The following is a 16,661-nucleotide window of genomic DNA, read 5'->3' on the forward strand; positions in this document are numbered from 1 at the left end:
AAACATCAATTTTCGACAATGCTGGGATTCAGACTATTTTGCATCGATAATTGATGCCTATTCGTTGACAACCAATTCTCTAAATCAGATCGGTTAATGAGCGGTGTAGACCCTTCTTGAAGTAATTTCAAACATCCTTGTGCTTGGGGTAGAAAAATTGAATCTGGAACGACAAAAACTTCTTTTCCTTGCTCTAAAGCTTGATCTGCTGTAATCATTGTTCCACTTCGTTCAGCTGCTTCGATAATGAGAGTAGCAGAAGATAAACCACTTATAATTCGGTTTCGTTCTGGGAAATACCATTTTTGAGGTTTTTCATTAGGAGGGTATTCTGATATGACTAAACCTTCTTTAAAAATTTGTTCCATTAATGGTTTATGTTTAACAGGATAGATTTGATGATAGCCAAAACCTAATACAGCAATAGTTTGACCATTATGCTTTATGGCGTATTCGTGTGAGAAACTATCTATTCCATAAGCCAAGCCACTAACAATAGTTGTATTGGATTCAACGACGGGTTTTAAAAATAAATTGATTTTATCTTTGGCAGATGGGGAAGGTTTTCTAGAGCCAATTACAGAAATTTTATTCGTTTTTAACAGGGATTTTTGACCTTTCCAATATAAAGTGAGTGGTGGGTCGGGGATATACTTAAGTTCTTCAGGATAATCATGATCATATATCGTAATAGGGGATAATCGACAAAATTCTTCATAGTATTGTTGGATTGAGTGATGATTATGAATGAAGTAAACAAAAGCTTTTGCTTGGTCATAACGTAATTGGAATAACGTCTGAAGTTCTTTCGGGGTAAGATGACTTAGTTGATTTAATTCAGGGTCATAAGATAAATAACGTCTAATCAAACTTCGCTTTATTTTTTTAAATTGACAAATATAGAATAATTTAAATGCTTTAGATTCTTTCAATATAATATTCCCCCTTCATAAAATAATCCCCTGAAATTAGAGAAGATCTAACTTCAGGGGATGACTGTTATTAATGAGTTTTACTTTTTTCTAATAGATCATTCTCTTTTAATGTTTCGATCATGGTTTGACCCATAACAGCTGGTGTTTCAGCAACGTTAATACCGCATTCTCTCATAATGCGTTGCTTTTCTTCTGCTGTACCTTTACCACCAGAGATAATCGCACCAGCGTGACCCATACGTTTTCCTGGAGGCGCTGTTGCACCACCGATGAATCCTACAACTGGTTTCGTCATATTTTCTTTAATCCACTCAGCAGCTTCTTCTTCTGCTGTACCGCCGATTTCACCAATCATCATAATGGCATGTGTTTCAGGATCTTCATTAAATGCTTTTAAGACATCGATGAAGTTCGTACCGTTGACTGGGTCTCCACCAATACCAACTGCCGTTGATTGACCGAAGCCTTCTTCAGACAACTGATGAACCGCTTCGTAAGTTAAAGTACCAGAACGTGATACAACGCCGATGTGGCCTTTCTTATGAATGTATCCTGGCATAATACCAATCTTACATTCGTCAGGTGTAATGACACCAGGGCAGTTAGGTCCAACTAAGCGAGTTTTCTTACCTTCCATATAACGCTTAACTTTAACCATGTCTAAAACAGGAATATGTTCTGTAATACAGATGACAAGGTCTAATTCAGCATCTACTGCTTCCATGATCGCATCTGCTGCAAAAGGAGCAGGTACATAAATAACGGAAGCGTTAGCGCCTGTTTCGTCAACTGCATCTTGAACTGTGTTAAATACAGGTACTCCTTCTACATCAGTACCCGCTTTTTTAGGAGTAACACCAGCCACAATATTCGTTCCATATTCAAGCATTTGTTGAGTATGGAATTTAGCTGTGCCGCCAGTGATTCCTTGAACTAAAACTTTAGTATCTTTATTAATAAAAACGCTCATATTTGCCCGTCCTTTCTTATTTTACTAGTGATACGATTTTTTCAGCGCCATCAGCCATCGAATCTGCTGATGTAATGTTTAATCCAGACTCATCTAATATTTTCTTACCTAATTCAACGTTAGTACCTTCTAAACGAACAACTAATGGAATCTCTAAGCCGATTTGTTTAGATGCTTCAACAACACCTTCTGCAATAACATCACACTTCATGATACCGCCAAAGATGTTAACTAGGATACCTTTAACATTTTCATCAGATAAGATAATCTTAAATGCTTCTGTAACTTTCTCAGCTGTCGCACCGCCGCCAACATCAAGGAAGTTAGCCGGTTCGCCACCGTAATATTTGATGATGTCCATCGTTGACATCGCTAACCCAGCACCGTTAACCATACATCCGATGTTACCATCTAATGCTATGTAACTTAGGTCATATTTCGATGCTTCGATTTCTTTTCCATCTTCTTCATCTAGGTCGCGATACTCAGTAATATCTTTTTGACGGAATAAAGCGTTATCGTCGAAGTTTAGTTTCGCATCTAATGCTAGTACTTCACCATCGCCAGTTGTAACTAACGGGTTGATCTCAGCAATAGAACAATCTTTTTCAACAAACACTTCATATAGGCTAAGCATGAATTTAACTGCTTTTCCTAGTAGTTCGTCAGGAATATTGATGTTAAATGCTAATCGTCTAGCTTGGAATGGCGTTAATCCTGTTACAGGATCAATGACTTCTTTAAAGATCTTTTCAGGTGTTTCTGCCGCTACTTCTTCGATCTCAGTTCCACCTTCTTCAGAACCCATCATTACAACACGAGAAGTTGCACGGTCTAATACAACACCAATGTAATATTCTTTTTGGATGTCGCACCCTTCTTCAACTAATAAGCGTTTAACTTCTTTCCCCTCAGGGCCAGTTTGATGCGTCACTAATGTTTTACCTAAAATATCATCCGCATATTCACGAACTTCATCTAGATTTTTAGCGACTTTTACACCGCCAGCTTTACCACGACCACCTGCGTGGATTTGTGCTTTCACAACGGATACATCTGAACCTAATTCTTCAGCCGCTTGAACAGCTTCATCAACTGAAAAAGCTACCTTACTATTAGGGACAGCCACGTTGTACTTGCGGAATATTTCTTTCGCTTGGTACTCATGAATGTTCATGTTACATCCTCCCATCAATCTGTAACTACAAAATAAAAATATATTGGCTCATATTTCAAACCACACTATTTTATTATACATAAAAATTGTCGTATATAAAAGAAAGTGCGCTAATAAACTCGGAATTAAATGTATTTTTGATCTGATTGGTAAATAAAAGCAAAGACTTCAGCTACAGCTTGGTATAAATCTTCTGGAATAGATTCGTTAATATTTAATTCATTCATCAACTGAACTAACGTTTCATCTTCATATACAGGAACCTCTGCTTCAGAAGCTCGGTTAATAATTTCTTCAGCAATTAACCCTTCTCCTTTAGCAACAACATGAGGCGCTTGATCTTGTTCTTCATCATAATTTAAAGCAATGGCGCTTTTTCGATTAGGACGATACTTTTTCATACCCTAAAGTCAACCCCCTGACTCCAGTCTTTTGTATAAGCTTGAACTTTTTTAGTTTCTGTTTGATGACGTTCATAAATAGACTTAAAGGTGACTTGTACAGCTGAATAACCTTTGTCACTTAAATTTTCTTTTAAATGAGGGATTAACGGTTCAGCCACTTGTTTTAACTTGTCCGGATTCTCATGATAAATCGAAATACTCGTAACTTGATTTTGAACATGCATATCAATAATCGTTTCATTTAACTGAGGTAGATCGAGATAAAAAATCACGCGACATTGATATGGATTCAGTTGTCCATCCTCTTGTTGATTACCCTCAAACTCCATAAATAAATCTTGATTTAATCCTAGGTCATCTTTAGGAATCTGTAATGTGAAAGACATCCAATCTCTCATGCTCGATTCGTTTTGCGATAAATGCATGGATTGAACGATTTGATTCATTTGTTGTAGCGCTTCATTGAGACCCGTTTGGTTAGATTGCGATTGTACACTTTGAATTAACGTCATCATAGATGGATATTCACGCTGAACGGACGTTTCCACCTGGATGAGCTGCATCAAGTTTTTTATATGTTGAAATGACTGACTCTCATTCGATGCATTTAATGAAGCCATCGTCTGCCAAAAAGATAAAGCTCGTTGCTCACCTTGTGTCACTTGTTGATCGATCAAGGCAGTTAATTGATTGAGCAAGGATTGGCCATTGTTACTTTGCAGAAGTGTTTGAGCTTGTTGCCAGTTTTGATTCGAAATAGCTTGAGTAAGCTGTTGATGCCCTTCAGTTTGCACATTTTGCCATACCCCGGAAGATATACCTCTTTGTAGTAACTGCTGCTGTTGTTGATTAAGTGATTGACCTGAAGCCAGTTGGTTTAAATATTGAGCCATCGTTCTGAGTAATGGTAACTCATTTGATTTCGGCTCAATCTGATTTTGACTCAGTTGTTGGACAGTATTTGTGATCTGGTCTGCTGTTATATTAAATGGCAAAGGCGGAAGTGATGAACTTTGATTAGTTGACTGAAATTGAACTTGATGTTGCGATGCCCAACTTCGCCAAGCATTTGACCATTCCTGAAAGGTCGTTTGACTCGAAATGAGTCCAGCCTTTTGAAAAAGGTTAAAAGTCGTCTGAGACCCTTGTCCAACTTCTTTTAATGTTTGTAGAGCAAACGTTTGTAATACTTCATTTTGATTAACAGTCCCTTGAGACAACATATTTAAACGCTGCCCTAATTGAATGGAATCAACCGTCTGAACTTGATTTAATAGTCCTTTTACGTCATTGATCACATTCGAGAAAGACAACGGTTGGTTCACACGTTGATGGATGGCATTAAAGACGTCTTGGTTGAGCGGCAATTGTCTTTGAACCATTTCGGTTAAAATCGACGATTGGTTCGGAACATGGTTTTGTTTTGCTAGTTGTATTAAAGAACTGACTTGATTCAGTTTAATCGGTAATTGCTGTTCCAACATACGCGCTAAAAGCAATTGCTCAGATTGATTCGCCTTTGCTCCAGCCATCGAAATTAATCTTTGGGCTGCATCCAAATAAGAACTAACCGACTGTTCATTAACAACTTGAAGTTGAATGGGATTAGACCCTTTCACCTGCATTAAATAGTTTTGATTAGATTGTAAGGAAGTATCTAACTGAGCGACCACTTGATGACCAGATAAATTAATCGCCGCTTTATCTCCAGGGAAAAATTTTGCGACACGACCAGTTACTAATTGGCCTTCCCGTAGCGTTAGTACATTTGATTGAGTTGTGTTTTGTTTCGTTGTTGGAACCATTCGACCGATTTGTTTCATCCAACATTCACCTTCTTATGTATATTGACGGACGGGCTGAAAGGATCGCCTATGATAAGGGGTTGGACCATATTCCTTTAATGAATCTAAATGCGCCTTAGTCCCATACCCAACATTACTCTCAAATTGATACATCGGATAATCCTTCGCAATCTCCTCCATTAACCGGTCCCTTTCAACCTTTGCAACCACACTAGCAGCCGCAATCGAAATGCTTTTAGAATCGCCTTTAACAATCGATTGTTGTTCAACATCTACTTGATCTAAACGCATCGCATCTATTAATAAATAATCTGGCTGTTTAGCCATACCATCAATCGAACGCTTCATCGCAAGTTTTGTCGCTTGATAGATATTCAAATAGTCTATTTCCTGAGCATCTGCTTGCCCAACCCCAATAGCAATTGCGTTTTCTTTGATCCGGTTATAGAAATATTCTCGCTGTTCAAGCGATAGTTTTTTAGAATCATTTAAACCAGGTAGATAAATGTCTTTTGGTAGAATGACAGATGCTGTCACCACAGGACCAGCAAGAGGACCTCTTCCGACTTCATCCACACCTGCAATATATTGATACCCATTATTATATAATTGCTGTTCAATCTGACTCATTCTTAAAAAATCGTCGTGTACCTCTTGTTCTTTTTGCTTTTGTTTCTCAAATCGATTGATTAATTGTTGAACACCTTTACGAGAATCTTGTTTAAGTTGTTCAAACCAACCGTTTGTGAATTCACCCTTTTGTAATCTTTCTTTTATGACTGTAACTGTTTCTTTTTGGCTCATCATATTCCCCTACTTATGTTTAATATCGGATTGTTTTGTATAAATTAATGGACTAAATCAAAAGTTATACGACCTAATTTTCCATCTCTTAGATCTTGAATAATAACCTCTGCGGTCTTTTCATAATCAATTTCTCCTCCAGAGACAATGCATCCTCGTTTCTTACCAATCGTATCAAACCAGACGACGACATCTTCTTCATCCGGTTCAATTTGATATCGATCAATAAGTTGATCTGGATAATGATGACTTAAGTAACGTAAAGCGTAAACAGCAATATCGTCCAAATGAATAATTTGATCTTTAATAGAACCGATGGCAGCCAATTTATAACCAACTTCCTCTTCTTCAAACTTTGGCCATAAAATCCCAGGAGTATCTAATAATTCAAATTCACCTTGTACTTTTATCCATTGTTGTTGCTTGGTCACACCAGGCTTGTCACCTGTCTGCGCGCGTTTTTTATTGGCTAACCGGTTAATTAACGTCGACTTTCCAACATTCGGTATACCAATAATCATGGCTCTTAATGACCTCGGGTTAATTCCTTTTTCTTTTCGTTTATCGTTAATGCCTTTTCCAATCATTTTCGCCTTTTTGATTAACGATTGTATGTCCTGCTTTTGGTTCACATCAACTGCTAAAGCTTCGTGTCCCTCTGATTGAAATTGTTCAACCCATTGCTTTGTTACTTCAGGATCGGCTAAGTCTTTTTTCATCAAGACAATTAACTTCTGTTTATCACCTAAAACTTCCTGAAGCATTGGGTTTTGCGAAGAATAAGGTGCTCTTGCATCGACAAGTTCAATCACGAAATCAACGAGCTTTAGTTTTTCCTCCACTTCCCGCTTCGCTTTCGCCATATGTCCTGGAAACCACTGAATCGTCATCTGTTACACCTTCTTTATGATAATCTACTCTTCATTATAGAACATAAACTAAAGCCTGACCAATCATGTTTAGTGGATACTATGTGCTTTTTATGCGCCAGGAACTGTCATTTATGCGCAATATTTTTCATTTTATGCGCTTCGAATTTTGTCGAACGGTACCTTTTTTCAAATTTATGCGCCCTTTTGAGGTGGTTTATGCGCACTTTTTCATAAAAAAAGAACAACCCTTCCGTCAAAGGGTTGTTCTTTCAACTTGTCATTATCGAATTTCTTTAATTCTTGCAGCTTTACCACGTAGGTTACGTAAGTAGTAAAGTTTCGCACGACGTACACGACCACGGCGAGCAACTTCAATCTTATCAATACGTGGAGAGTGTACAGGGAATGTACGCTCGATACCTACACCGTAAGATACTTTACGTACAGTAAATGTTTCACTGATGCCGCCACCGCGACGCTTGATTACAACACCTTGGAATACCTGGATACGCTCACGGTTACCTTCAACAACTTTAACGTGAACTTTTACCGTATCACCAGCGCGGAATTCCGGAAGGTCTGTACGTAATTGATCTTCTGCAACTTTGTTTAGAAGTTCTTGCATTCTTCTTCACTCCTTCTTACTAATGCTCTTGCCTTTAACCGCAGCGGAACATCGTATTCAGCTTAACCTACACTTAAGCACTAAATTAATATACCATAATCACCCATGAGTTTCAACATGATTAGCCTTGATTTCTTCCAACATCTTTGATTCTTGTTCACTTAAATTTGCAGATTCCAGTAAATCAGGTCGTCTTTCATAAGTTCTTTTTAACGACTCATAGATTCGCCACTCTTCAATCTTTTGATGATTTCCTGATGTTAAGACTTCAGGGACTTTTAATCCCCTAAAATCATTAGGTCTTGTGTAATGCGGGTGTTCGAGTAAACGTGTTGAAAACGAGTCTTTTGTCGCTGATTCTTGGTTGCCTAATACTTGAGGCTGCAATCGTACGACGCTATCTGTAATAACCATCGCACCTAGTTCGCCACCCGTTAATACATAATCGCCAATTGAAATTTCATCCGTGACCAATTGCTCCCGAATTCGTTCATCATAGCCTTCATAGTGGCCACAAATTAAAATAAGATGATCTTCTTCCGCTAGCTCTTCTGCCTTTTGCTGGGTGAACGTCTCACCTTGTGGGCATAACAAAACCACTCTTGGAGTTGATTCAGTCTGACTTTTAACATCATCGACGGCATCAAAAATAGGTTGTGGCTTGAGTACCATTCCGGCTCCACCACCGTATGGATAATCATCAACCTTGTTATGCTTATCATCCGTATAATGCCGAAAATCGATTAGACGGTATTGAAATGCGCCTATTTCTTGTGCACGCTTTAAGATCGACGACTCAAACACACCTTTAAACATATCCGGAAATAGTGTTAATACATCTATCTTCATTAGTCTAGCAATCCTTCCATTTCCTCTATGATGACTTTTCCACCTTCAATGTCCACGTCTTTTACGACGGATTCAATATAAGGAACTAGCGCATCTTTTTTTCCTTTACGCTCGATGACCCACACATCATTAGCTCCTGGCTGCAAGATCTCTTTAATCTTCCCAATAGAGTCACCATCTGTATTATAAACATCACAACCAATTATCTCATGGAAATAAAATTCGCTTTCATAAAGTTCAAAAAGGTCAGATTCAGGAATTTTTAAAACACTTCCCTTAAAAGATTCTACATCATTAATGTTCTCCAACCCTTCAAACGTTAAAAGTTCGAATTGCTTATGTTTTCGGTGTGAGCTTACAACAAGCTTTCGAGGTTCTTGGTCTTGATCATGCTGAAACAAATATAAAGTACTTCCTGGTTCAAATCGTTCTTCAAAATCTGTAATCGGAATCACTCTAACTTCGCCTTTAACCCCGTGTGTATTGACGATCTTTCCTACGTTAAAAAATTGTTCCATCATTCTTCCACCTTAATTTATATCGATTATTTTTCCGTCTTTAATGGTTATAGAGCGTTTGCCAGCTACTTGATCCCAATCATCACCAATTTCAACATCGACTAGTTCATCGACTTCCCCTTCGATGATCTCACTACCAATTGGAACCTGATCCAGTCTTTCTAACTGATTACTCAACCATTCAATTCGTTTATTTCGTTTATGTTCTTCTCTAGTAAAGCGTTCTTCAATCTTAGTTTGATTAAAACGCTGTTGATGTATGAGTTTCTTTTTTTCGAACTGGAGTTGTTCTAGTTCTTTTTTGGATTGTCCAATTTTGCGTTGAAACTGTCTCTTAAGCGATTCCCGACTTTCTTCCGTAATAACTTGTTTTACCGTCGTTTTTCGGAATATTTTCATCACTCTCACCTATTTGAATCAGACATATCAAACCTATTAAAAATGGGAAAGGTTAGCCCTCTCCCACTTGTTACATAATATCTACGAAAATTTTCTTCTGTACATCGGAACCTGCTGCATGAACAACTGTACGAATCGCTTTTGCAATTCGGCCGTTCTTTCCAATGACTTTTCCAACATCGTTCTCATTAACCGTCAGATGATAACGAATCTTTTCGTCAGTCTCTTCTACAGAGACTTCTACTTCTTCCGGATAATCAACGAGAGGTTGTACAATCGTTTCAATTAAGGCTTTCATGATATCACTAACCTTTTCTATTTAGCTTTTGATTCGTGAAACTTCTTCATGATGCCTTCGTTTGAGAATAGGTTGCGAACAGTGTCGCTTGGCTTAGCGCCTTTAGATAACCAATCTAAAGCTTTATCTTCATCAATTGAAACTTCTAGAGTTTCACTTAAAGGATTATATGTGCCGATCTGCTCAATAATACGTCCATCACGTGGAGAACGTGAATCAGCAACAACTAAACGATAGTAAGGATTTCTTTTAGAACCCATTCTTTTCATGCGAATTTTTACTGACATAATTACACCTCCATCAAAATTCCTTCTCACAAGATAAAATTGTATCAGAGTCTCAAAAGTGTGTAAAGTATTTTTCCATTACATAAAAGGAAAATTCATTCCGCCTTTTTTCTTGCCTTTTTTGCCGCCCATCATCTGCTTCATCATTTTCTTCATTTCGTTGAATTGTTTCAATAAGCGGTTTACTTGTGCAACGGATGTACCAGAGCCTTGAGCGATACGTTTTTTACGGCTGGCATTAATCACACTTGGGTCTGTACGCTCTTTAAGAGTCATGGAACGAATAATTGCCTCAACATAGTCAATTTGTTTTTCATCGAGTTGCATGTTTTTAAGACCCTTCATTTTACCTGCTCCAGGCATCATGTTCATGATCTCATCTAATGACCCCATATTTCGGACCTGTCCCATTTGGTCTAGAAAATCATCTAGCGTAAAGGACGCATCCTTCATTTTCTGTTCCATTTCTTTGGCTTTCTTCTCATCAACATCGGTCTCTGCTTTTTCGATTAAGCTTAAAACATCGCCCATGCCTAAGATTCTTGACGCCATTCGGTCTGGATGGAATGCTTCTAGTTGATCTAACTTCTCACCCATAGCGGCGAATTTAATTGGCTTACCTGTTACAGCTTTAATCGAAAGTGCTGCACCACCCCGCGTATCACCATCTAGCTTCGTTAAAACGACACCTGAGACATCTAATTGTTCATCGAAGCTTTCTGCGACGTTAACGGCATCTTGACCCGTCATTGAATCGACTACGAGTAAAATTTCATCAGGGTTTACAGCTTCTTTAATGTTTTGAAGTTCATCCATTAACCCTTCGTCCACATGAAGACGTCCGGCTGTATCAATGAGAACGTAATCATAATGTTCTTCTTTCGCTTTGTTTACAGCATGCTTAGCAATCTCAACTGGATTAGCATCGGTACCTTCTGAATAAACCGGCATTTCAAGCTGTTTACCAAGCGTTTCTAACTGATTAATCGCTGCTGGACGGTAGACGTCAGCAGCTACCAACATCGGGTTACGATTTTTCTGTTTTCTTAAATGGTTCGCTAGTTTTCCGGAAGTCGTTGTTTTACCTGCACCTTGTAAACCAACCATCATGACAACCGTTGGCGGTTTATTCGCAACTTCTAATTTACTTTGTTCTCCGCCCATGAGCTCGGCTAGCTCTTCTTTAACAACTTTTATCACTTGTTGACCAGGGTTTAAGCCTTGTAAAACGTCCTGCCCAACGGCGCGTTCTTTAATTCGTTTAATTAAATCTTTTACGACTTTAAAGTTAACATCGGCTTCAAGTAAAGCTAATCTAACTTCACGGGTCATTTCTTTTACATCTTGTTCCGTTACTTTACCTTTGCCGGTGATTTTTTTAATCGTCCCTTGTAATCGGTCGGCTAACCCTTCAAATGCCATCTGACCGTCCTCCTAATCTAGGTTTTCCAATTGATCTATTAGAGAATTCATTTCATCTAATTGTCCACGTTCTAGTGCTTGCTTCATATCTTTAATAATATGATTTCGCTTCTCAAAACGTCTGTAAAGGCCTAATTTCTCTTCGTATTCTTCTAACATAGCCTCTGTACGTCTAATATTATCATAAACTGCCTGTCTACTAACATCATAAGTCTCAGAAATCTCACCTAGAGAATAATCTTCCAAATAATAAAGATCCATGTAATTTTTTTGTTTAGGTGTTAATAGATCATGATAAAAATCAAATAAATAATTAATACGCGTCGTTTTTTCTAACACAAGCAACCCCCTAACTGCTCTTCCCCTAACTACTCTTCTTGGGTATCTTCTGTTGTAAGATCACCAAAAAGACCATAAACAAATTGGTGAGCATCAAAAGGTTGTAAATCTTCCATGCGTTCACCTAAACCGACAAATTTCACAGGTATGTCCATCTCATTTTTAATAGCTAACACAATTCCACCACGTGCAGTTCCATCAAGTTTCGTTAACACAATACCTGAGACATCCGTTGCTTCTTTAAATGTTTTAGCCTGGCTTAAAGCATTTTGCCCAGTTGTGGCATCTAAGACGAGCAGCGTCTCGTGAGGAGCTCCATCAACTTCTCGGGAAATGACCTTTTTTACTTTTGCAAGCTCATTCATTAAGTTAACCTTATTTTGAAGACGGCCTGCTGTATCACAGATGAGTACATCAACACCGCGAGATTTAGCTGCTTGAATACCGTCATAAATCACAGCTGCAGGATCACTTCCTTCACTGTGTTTAATAACGTCAACGCCTGCACGCTCACCCCATACCTCTAATTGATCGATAGCACCAGCTCTAAATGTATCACCAGCTGCTAAAAGGACGGATTTTCCTTCAGCTTTTAATCGGTGAGCAAGCTTGCCAATCGTCGTCGTTTTTCCAACACCATTAACACCGACCGTTAAAATAACAGATAACCCGTCTTCATTTAATTGTAGTTCTTCTGGTTCTTCTTCGTCACCGTCGTAATAAATCTCAACGAGCTTTTCCGAGATAACTTCTTTAACCGCTTCTGTATCTTGAATATTACGGCGTTTCACTTCCAATTCCAGCTCTTCAATTAACGTCATAACTGTTACAACGCCAACGTCTGCAGAAATTAAAATCTCTTCTAACTCTTCGAAGAACTCTTCATCGACTTTACGGTAACGCGCGACTAAGTCATTCACCTTACTCGTAAACGAATCACGTGTTTTCGTCATGCCGTCTTTAAATTTATCTGTTACTTGATCGGTTTGTTGACTGATCTTATCTTTTAACTTTTTAAAAAAGCTCATATAAGTCTTCCTTTCACTAATTCAAAATCATTTCTTCAGATTCTTCCAATTTAACTGAAACGAGTTTGGACACACCTGACTCTTGCATCGTAATACCATATAAAACATCGGCATTTTCCATTGTACCTTTTCGGTGTGTAATAACGATAAACTGCGTTTGAGCTGAGAACTCTTTTAAATAATGGCCAAAACGCATGACATTCGCTTCGTCTAAGGCCGCTTCTACTTCATCTAATACACAGAAAGGTACTGGTCTAACTTTTAGTATTGAGAAAAGTAAAGCAATAGCGGTCAAGGCACGCTCGCCACCTGATAGTAAGCTTAAATTTTGTAGTTTCTTGCCTGGTGGTTGAGCTACTATATCGACACCCGTTTCTAATAAATCTTCCGGGTTGGTTAGCTTAAGTTCAGCTCTACCTCCGCCGAATAATTCTTTAAAGACAATCGCAAATTGCTCTTGAATTTGCTCAAACGTCTCTCCGAATTTTCGAATCATCTCTTCATCCATTTCTTGAATGACAGAGTGAAGAGTTTCTTTTGCTTCTAATAAATCATTTTGTTGTGCTGTTAGAAAGTCATAACGCTCTTGGATACGTTCGTACTCATCGATTGAACCTAAGTTAACTGTTCCTAATTCATCAATAGAACGTTTGATTAATTTAACCTTCTCACGTGTTTCCTCAACTTCTTCAGTTACGCCGTAGTCTCGCTTTGCTTTTTCAAAGGTTAACATGTACTCTTCACGTAAATGATTTAAACGGTTCTCTAGATCAACATCTAATCGATTCGCTTTTACTTCAAGCTGTTGCATATGGCTATTCTTCTGTTGATACTGACGATTTCGCTCTTTTAATTCCCGTTCTAAATCTTCACGAGTTTGTGATAGCTGTTGTCGTTCTTCTCTAGATTGATCGAGTTGATCATTAATTTGAACAAGCTCAGTACGCGCTTCAGTAATCGAATCTGATAAATGGTCAACGGTTTGGGCATTTTGATGAGATTCTTCTAATTTTTGAAGTTCCTCTTCATATTGTGCCTTCGCTTGACGCTCTTCATCTAAATTCTCTTGAATTTGATCCAGTCGTTCCTTTTGATTTCGTACTTCACTTTCCTGTTCAGCCAAACGTATTTGCATGTTATTTAGCTTTTCTTTTTGTTTTTCAACATTTTCTTTGTAGTCTGATTGATTATTTGATAATTCATCAATCTCTTCTTTGAGAGTTTCTGATTGGTTGTTTTGCTCTTCCAATTGTTTCGTAATCTCTTGTAGTTCATTATCAAGTTGCTTCATTTCATCTTGATGCTGCGAGTTTTCCTGATCATAAACCGAAAGCTGGTCGTTAATATTAGCTAAACGTGCTTGTAACGATTGATAACTTTCTTTAACCATTTGATGTTTGTCATAGATCTCATCTTTTTCGGTTTGATACTGTTGTAAGGACTCTTGAATTTGAGCGCTTTGGTCTTTCTTTTCCTTAAGCTTTCGTTCAAAGTTCTCACTTTTACTTTGATAATCTTGAAGTTTCTCTTGTATCTCTTCTAACTCCTGGTCACGCGTGAATAAAGATGTTTGGTTAGAGCGTTTCTTAGCACCACCACTCATAGAACCACCTGGGTTAACAATATCCCCATCTAGAGTTACGATTCGGAATCGATGATTAGAAACCTTAGCGAGTTCGTTTGCATCTTTTAACGTTTTTGCGATAATGACGGTTCCAAGTAAGTTTTGAACAATGGCTTGATAAGTTGTATCAAAATCAACTAGCTCTGAACCGACACCAATAAAGCCATCATATTGATTAACACGAGATAAAATTTGCTGATCCATTTTTCTAGGTTTAATAGTTGTTAAAGGTAGAAATGTTGCACGACCATTATTCGTCTTCTTTAGCCATTGAATCGATTCTCTAGCATGCTCTTCGTGTTCAACGACAATGTGTTGCGATTGTCCACCTAAAGCAGTTTCCATAGCTGTAACATAGTCTTTTGGTATTTGAATTAATTGCGCTACGGCACCATGAATCCCTGAGACATTCCCATTTTCTTTTGCTTGTAAAATGGATTTAACCCCATAAAAGAAGCCACTATAAGAATCTTTCATGTCTTCTAGCATTTCTTTTTTAGATTTTAGTTGTTCAATGATTCGATAGCCTTTTTGTAACCTTTCTTCATCTTCACGAATCGTCTGAGATAATTCTTGATACTGTTGTTGCATGTCTTGTATCTGATTCGTTAATTGCTGCAATTGTTCGTCTAATTGTACTTTTTCTTTTGCTTGGGCACTTTGGTCTTCTTCGAGAGATTTTCGTTCTACAATCAACTGTTCAAACCGTTCGTCTAAACGTTGCTTTCTAGCCTTAGTTTGTTCTATCTGTTTTTCAATTGAAGCTTTTTGATTTCGGTTGGCCGCTTGATCGTTTAGTAAATCAATATACTCAGCCTTCATCGATTCAATTTTGTCTTCGATATCTTCGCCTGTATGTTCAATTTCTTTTTTGATTTCTTGAATCGTTTGTTTCGTTTCATCACGAGTGTCTTCTAATAGCTTTAATTTCTTAGCTTGATCCTCATAATCCCATTCGTATTGCTCAACTTGATCCTGACTTTCTTTAATATCGCTTGTCAGTTTATCTTTACTTTCATCGTAATGCTTCAACCGTTCGACTAGAACGTTCTTTTGCCCTTCTAGCTGTTCAATTTGTTGGGTAAAATGAAGCTTTTTATCTTGAAGTTGTTCAATGGTCTCATCTAATGATTGAATTTGATAACCGATATCTTCTACTTTTGATTCATCAGCTTGGATGGACGTTTTCTCCTCCATTAATTGCTCTTTAATTTGGTCAATCTCTTGAAGCAATTGGCCCCATTCGGCATGAATTTGTTCTATTTCTGTTACAATAAGGGATACTTCATGTTGCTCGAGCTCTTCTTTTTTCTCTAAATATTCTTTGGCAACAGCCGCTTGTTCTTTTAATGGTTCAAGTTGATCTTCAATTTCATGAATAATATCTTCAACACGGCTTAAGTTATCATCTGTTTCGCCTAGCTTTTTAACGGCTTTTTGCTTTCGTTGTTTATATTTCAATACGCCAGCTGCTTCTTCAAAAATAGCACGACGTTCTTCTGATTTTGAACTTAGGATCTCTTCAACTTTACCTTGACTAATAATTGAAAAGGCTTCTTTTCCTAAGCCTGAATCCATAAATAGTTCAACTATATCTTTTAAACGGCAAGGTTGTTTATTAATTAAGTACTCACTTTCACCCGAACGGTATACGCGTCTTGTCACAGCCACCTCTTCGTAATCGATTGGTAGCTGCTGGTCTTTGTTATCTAATGTTAAGGTTACTTCAGCGACGTTTAACGCACGTCTTGAATCACTTCCTGAAAAAATGACATCTTCCATTTTCGCGCCACGAAGTGATTTGGCTGATTGTTCACCTAATACCCAACGGATGGCATCTGTGACATTTGATTTTCCACTTCCGTTCGGTCCTACAACAGCTGTAACGCCTGGTACAAAGTCAACCGTAATGCGCTCAGCAAATGATTTGAACCCAACAGATTCTAATTTTTTCAAAAACATATGTAAAACACCTACTCAATTTCCGTTCTAAACTTAACATCTGAACTTTTTTATTTTATCATAAAATCAGTAGCTGAAGAAGGTTACGAATATAATATAGGAGTGAAATTTATGAATTTAAACGAAGCAACTGAGGAAAACTTGAAATATATTATCGAAGAAATTTCAAAACAACTACAAATGCTAAACCCTTCCATCATGGATTCTGACAACTATGACCTGGATAATTATCATGAACTTAAACAGATTTATGATATGGTTAAACAAAAGGATCAAATTAGTGTTCCAGAGATTCATGCTATCATTGATGAGTTGAAAAAATATCGTAAAGAATAAACGAAAT

Annotated in this window: 18 protein-coding genes; 1 reads left to right on the top strand and 17 read right to left on the bottom strand. The window is 37.7% G+C overall.

Translation table 11 applies throughout. From position 1 onward, the window contains the following. Positions 1 to 5: 5 nt before the first annotated feature. The 17 genes from dprA to smc form a co-directional block, all read right to left on the bottom strand. A complete protein-coding gene (gene dprA, locus EDC24_RS04400) occupies positions 6 to 932 on the bottom strand; it encodes a DNA-processing protein DprA (protein ID WP_170158460.1) in 927 nt (308 codons plus the stop codon). A 70-nt stretch (positions 933 to 1,002) separates the two neighbouring features. Beyond that, entirely contained in the window at positions 1,003 to 1,905 is a 903-nt protein-coding gene (gene sucD, locus EDC24_RS04405; protein WP_124220063.1) for a succinate--CoA ligase subunit alpha, read from the bottom strand. Between the two features lie 16 nt (positions 1,906 to 1,921). Continuing rightward, positions 1,922 to 3,082, bottom strand: a complete 1,161-nt coding sequence (gene sucC, locus EDC24_RS04410) for an ADP-forming succinate--CoA ligase subunit beta (RefSeq protein WP_124220065.1) — start codon at positions 3,080 to 3,082, stop codon at positions 1,922 to 1,924. A gap of 125 nt (positions 3,083 to 3,207) precedes the next feature. After that, positions 3,208 to 3,483 carry an EscU/YscU/HrcU family type III secretion system export apparatus switch protein gene (locus EDC24_RS04415; protein WP_124220066.1) on the bottom strand — a complete coding sequence of 92 codons (276 nt, stop codon included), beginning with the start codon at positions 3,481 to 3,483 and terminating at the stop codon, positions 3,208 to 3,210. Next, on the bottom strand, positions 3,480 to 5,309 hold the full coding sequence (locus tag EDC24_RS04420) for a hypothetical protein (RefSeq protein WP_124220068.1): 1,830 nt from the start codon (positions 5,307 to 5,309) through the stop codon (positions 3,480 to 3,482). The genes EDC24_RS04415 and EDC24_RS04420 overlap by 4 nt, the downstream gene beginning before the upstream one ends. Before the next feature lie 15 nt (positions 5,310 to 5,324). Further along, positions 5,325 to 6,095, bottom strand: a complete 771-nt coding sequence (locus EDC24_RS04425; RefSeq protein WP_124220069.1) for a ribonuclease HII — start codon at positions 6,093 to 6,095, stop codon at positions 5,325 to 5,327. Between the two features lie 44 nt (positions 6,096 to 6,139). Beyond that, positions 6,140 to 6,985, bottom strand: coding sequence for a ribosome biogenesis GTPase YlqF (ylqF, locus tag EDC24_RS04430; protein WP_124220071.1), 846 nt, complete (start codon positions 6,983 to 6,985; stop codon positions 6,140 to 6,142). Positions 6,986 to 7,247: 262 nt separating this feature from the next. After that, a complete protein-coding gene (rplS, locus tag EDC24_RS04435) occupies positions 7,248 to 7,592 on the bottom strand; it encodes a 50S ribosomal protein L19 (protein WP_124220073.1) in 345 nt (114 codons plus the stop codon). Between the two features lie 99 nt (positions 7,593 to 7,691). Beyond that, on the bottom strand, positions 7,692 to 8,441 hold the full coding sequence (gene trmD, locus EDC24_RS04440; protein WP_124220075.1) for a tRNA (guanosine(37)-N1)-methyltransferase TrmD: 750 nt from the start codon (positions 8,439 to 8,441) through the stop codon (positions 7,692 to 7,694). Continuing rightward, positions 8,441 to 8,962, bottom strand: coding sequence for a ribosome maturation factor RimM (rimM, locus tag EDC24_RS04445; RefSeq protein ID WP_245997963.1), 522 nt, complete (start codon positions 8,960 to 8,962; stop codon positions 8,441 to 8,443). Before rimM ends, trmD begins: the two co-directional genes overlap by 1 nt. A 9-nt stretch (positions 8,963 to 8,971) precedes the next feature. Then, positions 8,972 to 9,358 (bottom strand): YlqD family protein, encoded by a 387-nt coding sequence (locus tag EDC24_RS04450; protein ID WP_124220079.1) that lies wholly within the window; start codon positions 9,356 to 9,358, stop codon positions 8,972 to 8,974. 70 nt (positions 9,359 to 9,428) lie between these two features. After that, the gene (locus tag EDC24_RS04455) at positions 9,429 to 9,656 is read right to left on the bottom strand and encodes a KH domain-containing protein (RefSeq protein WP_124220080.1); all 228 of its coding nucleotides are present in this window, start codon (positions 9,654 to 9,656) and stop codon (positions 9,429 to 9,431) included. 17 nt (positions 9,657 to 9,673) lie between these two features. Continuing rightward, entirely contained in the window at positions 9,674 to 9,943 is a 270-nt protein-coding gene (gene rpsP / locus EDC24_RS04460; protein ID WP_124220082.1) for a 30S ribosomal protein S16, read from the bottom strand. 78 nt (positions 9,944 to 10,021) lie between these two features. Continuing rightward, a complete protein-coding gene (gene ffh / locus EDC24_RS04465) occupies positions 10,022 to 11,365 on the bottom strand; it encodes a signal recognition particle protein (protein ID WP_124220084.1) in 1,344 nt (447 codons plus the stop codon). A gap of 12 nt (positions 11,366 to 11,377) precedes the next feature. Then, positions 11,378 to 11,704: a putative DNA-binding protein gene (locus EDC24_RS04470; protein WP_124220086.1), complete on the bottom strand. Its 327-nt coding sequence runs from the start codon at positions 11,702 to 11,704 to the stop codon at positions 11,378 to 11,380. Between the two features lie 29 nt (positions 11,705 to 11,733). After that, complete coding sequence (ftsY, locus tag EDC24_RS04475; protein WP_124220087.1) at positions 11,734 to 12,732, bottom strand: signal recognition particle-docking protein FtsY; 999 nt, start codon at positions 12,730 to 12,732, stop codon at positions 11,734 to 11,736. A gap of 16 nt (positions 12,733 to 12,748) precedes the next feature. Beyond that, positions 12,749 to 16,318 (bottom strand): chromosome segregation protein SMC, encoded by a 3,570-nt coding sequence (gene smc / locus EDC24_RS04480; protein ID WP_124220089.1) that lies wholly within the window; start codon positions 16,316 to 16,318, stop codon positions 12,749 to 12,751. A gap of 111 nt (positions 16,319 to 16,429) precedes the next feature. On the opposite strand from smc, the gene EDC24_RS04485 reads away from it, so the two are divergent. Next, the gene (locus EDC24_RS04485) at positions 16,430 to 16,654 is read left to right on the top strand and encodes a DUF1128 domain-containing protein (protein WP_124220090.1); all 225 of its coding nucleotides are present in this window, start codon (positions 16,430 to 16,432) and stop codon (positions 16,652 to 16,654) included. The last annotated feature ends 7 nt before the right edge of the window (positions 16,655 to 16,661 follow it).

Origin of the sequence: Aquisalibacillus elongatus, from assembly GCF_003843875.1 — a bacterium.
Lineage (GTDB): Bacteria > Bacillota > Bacilli > Bacillales > Alkalibacillaceae > Aquisalibacillus > Aquisalibacillus elongatus.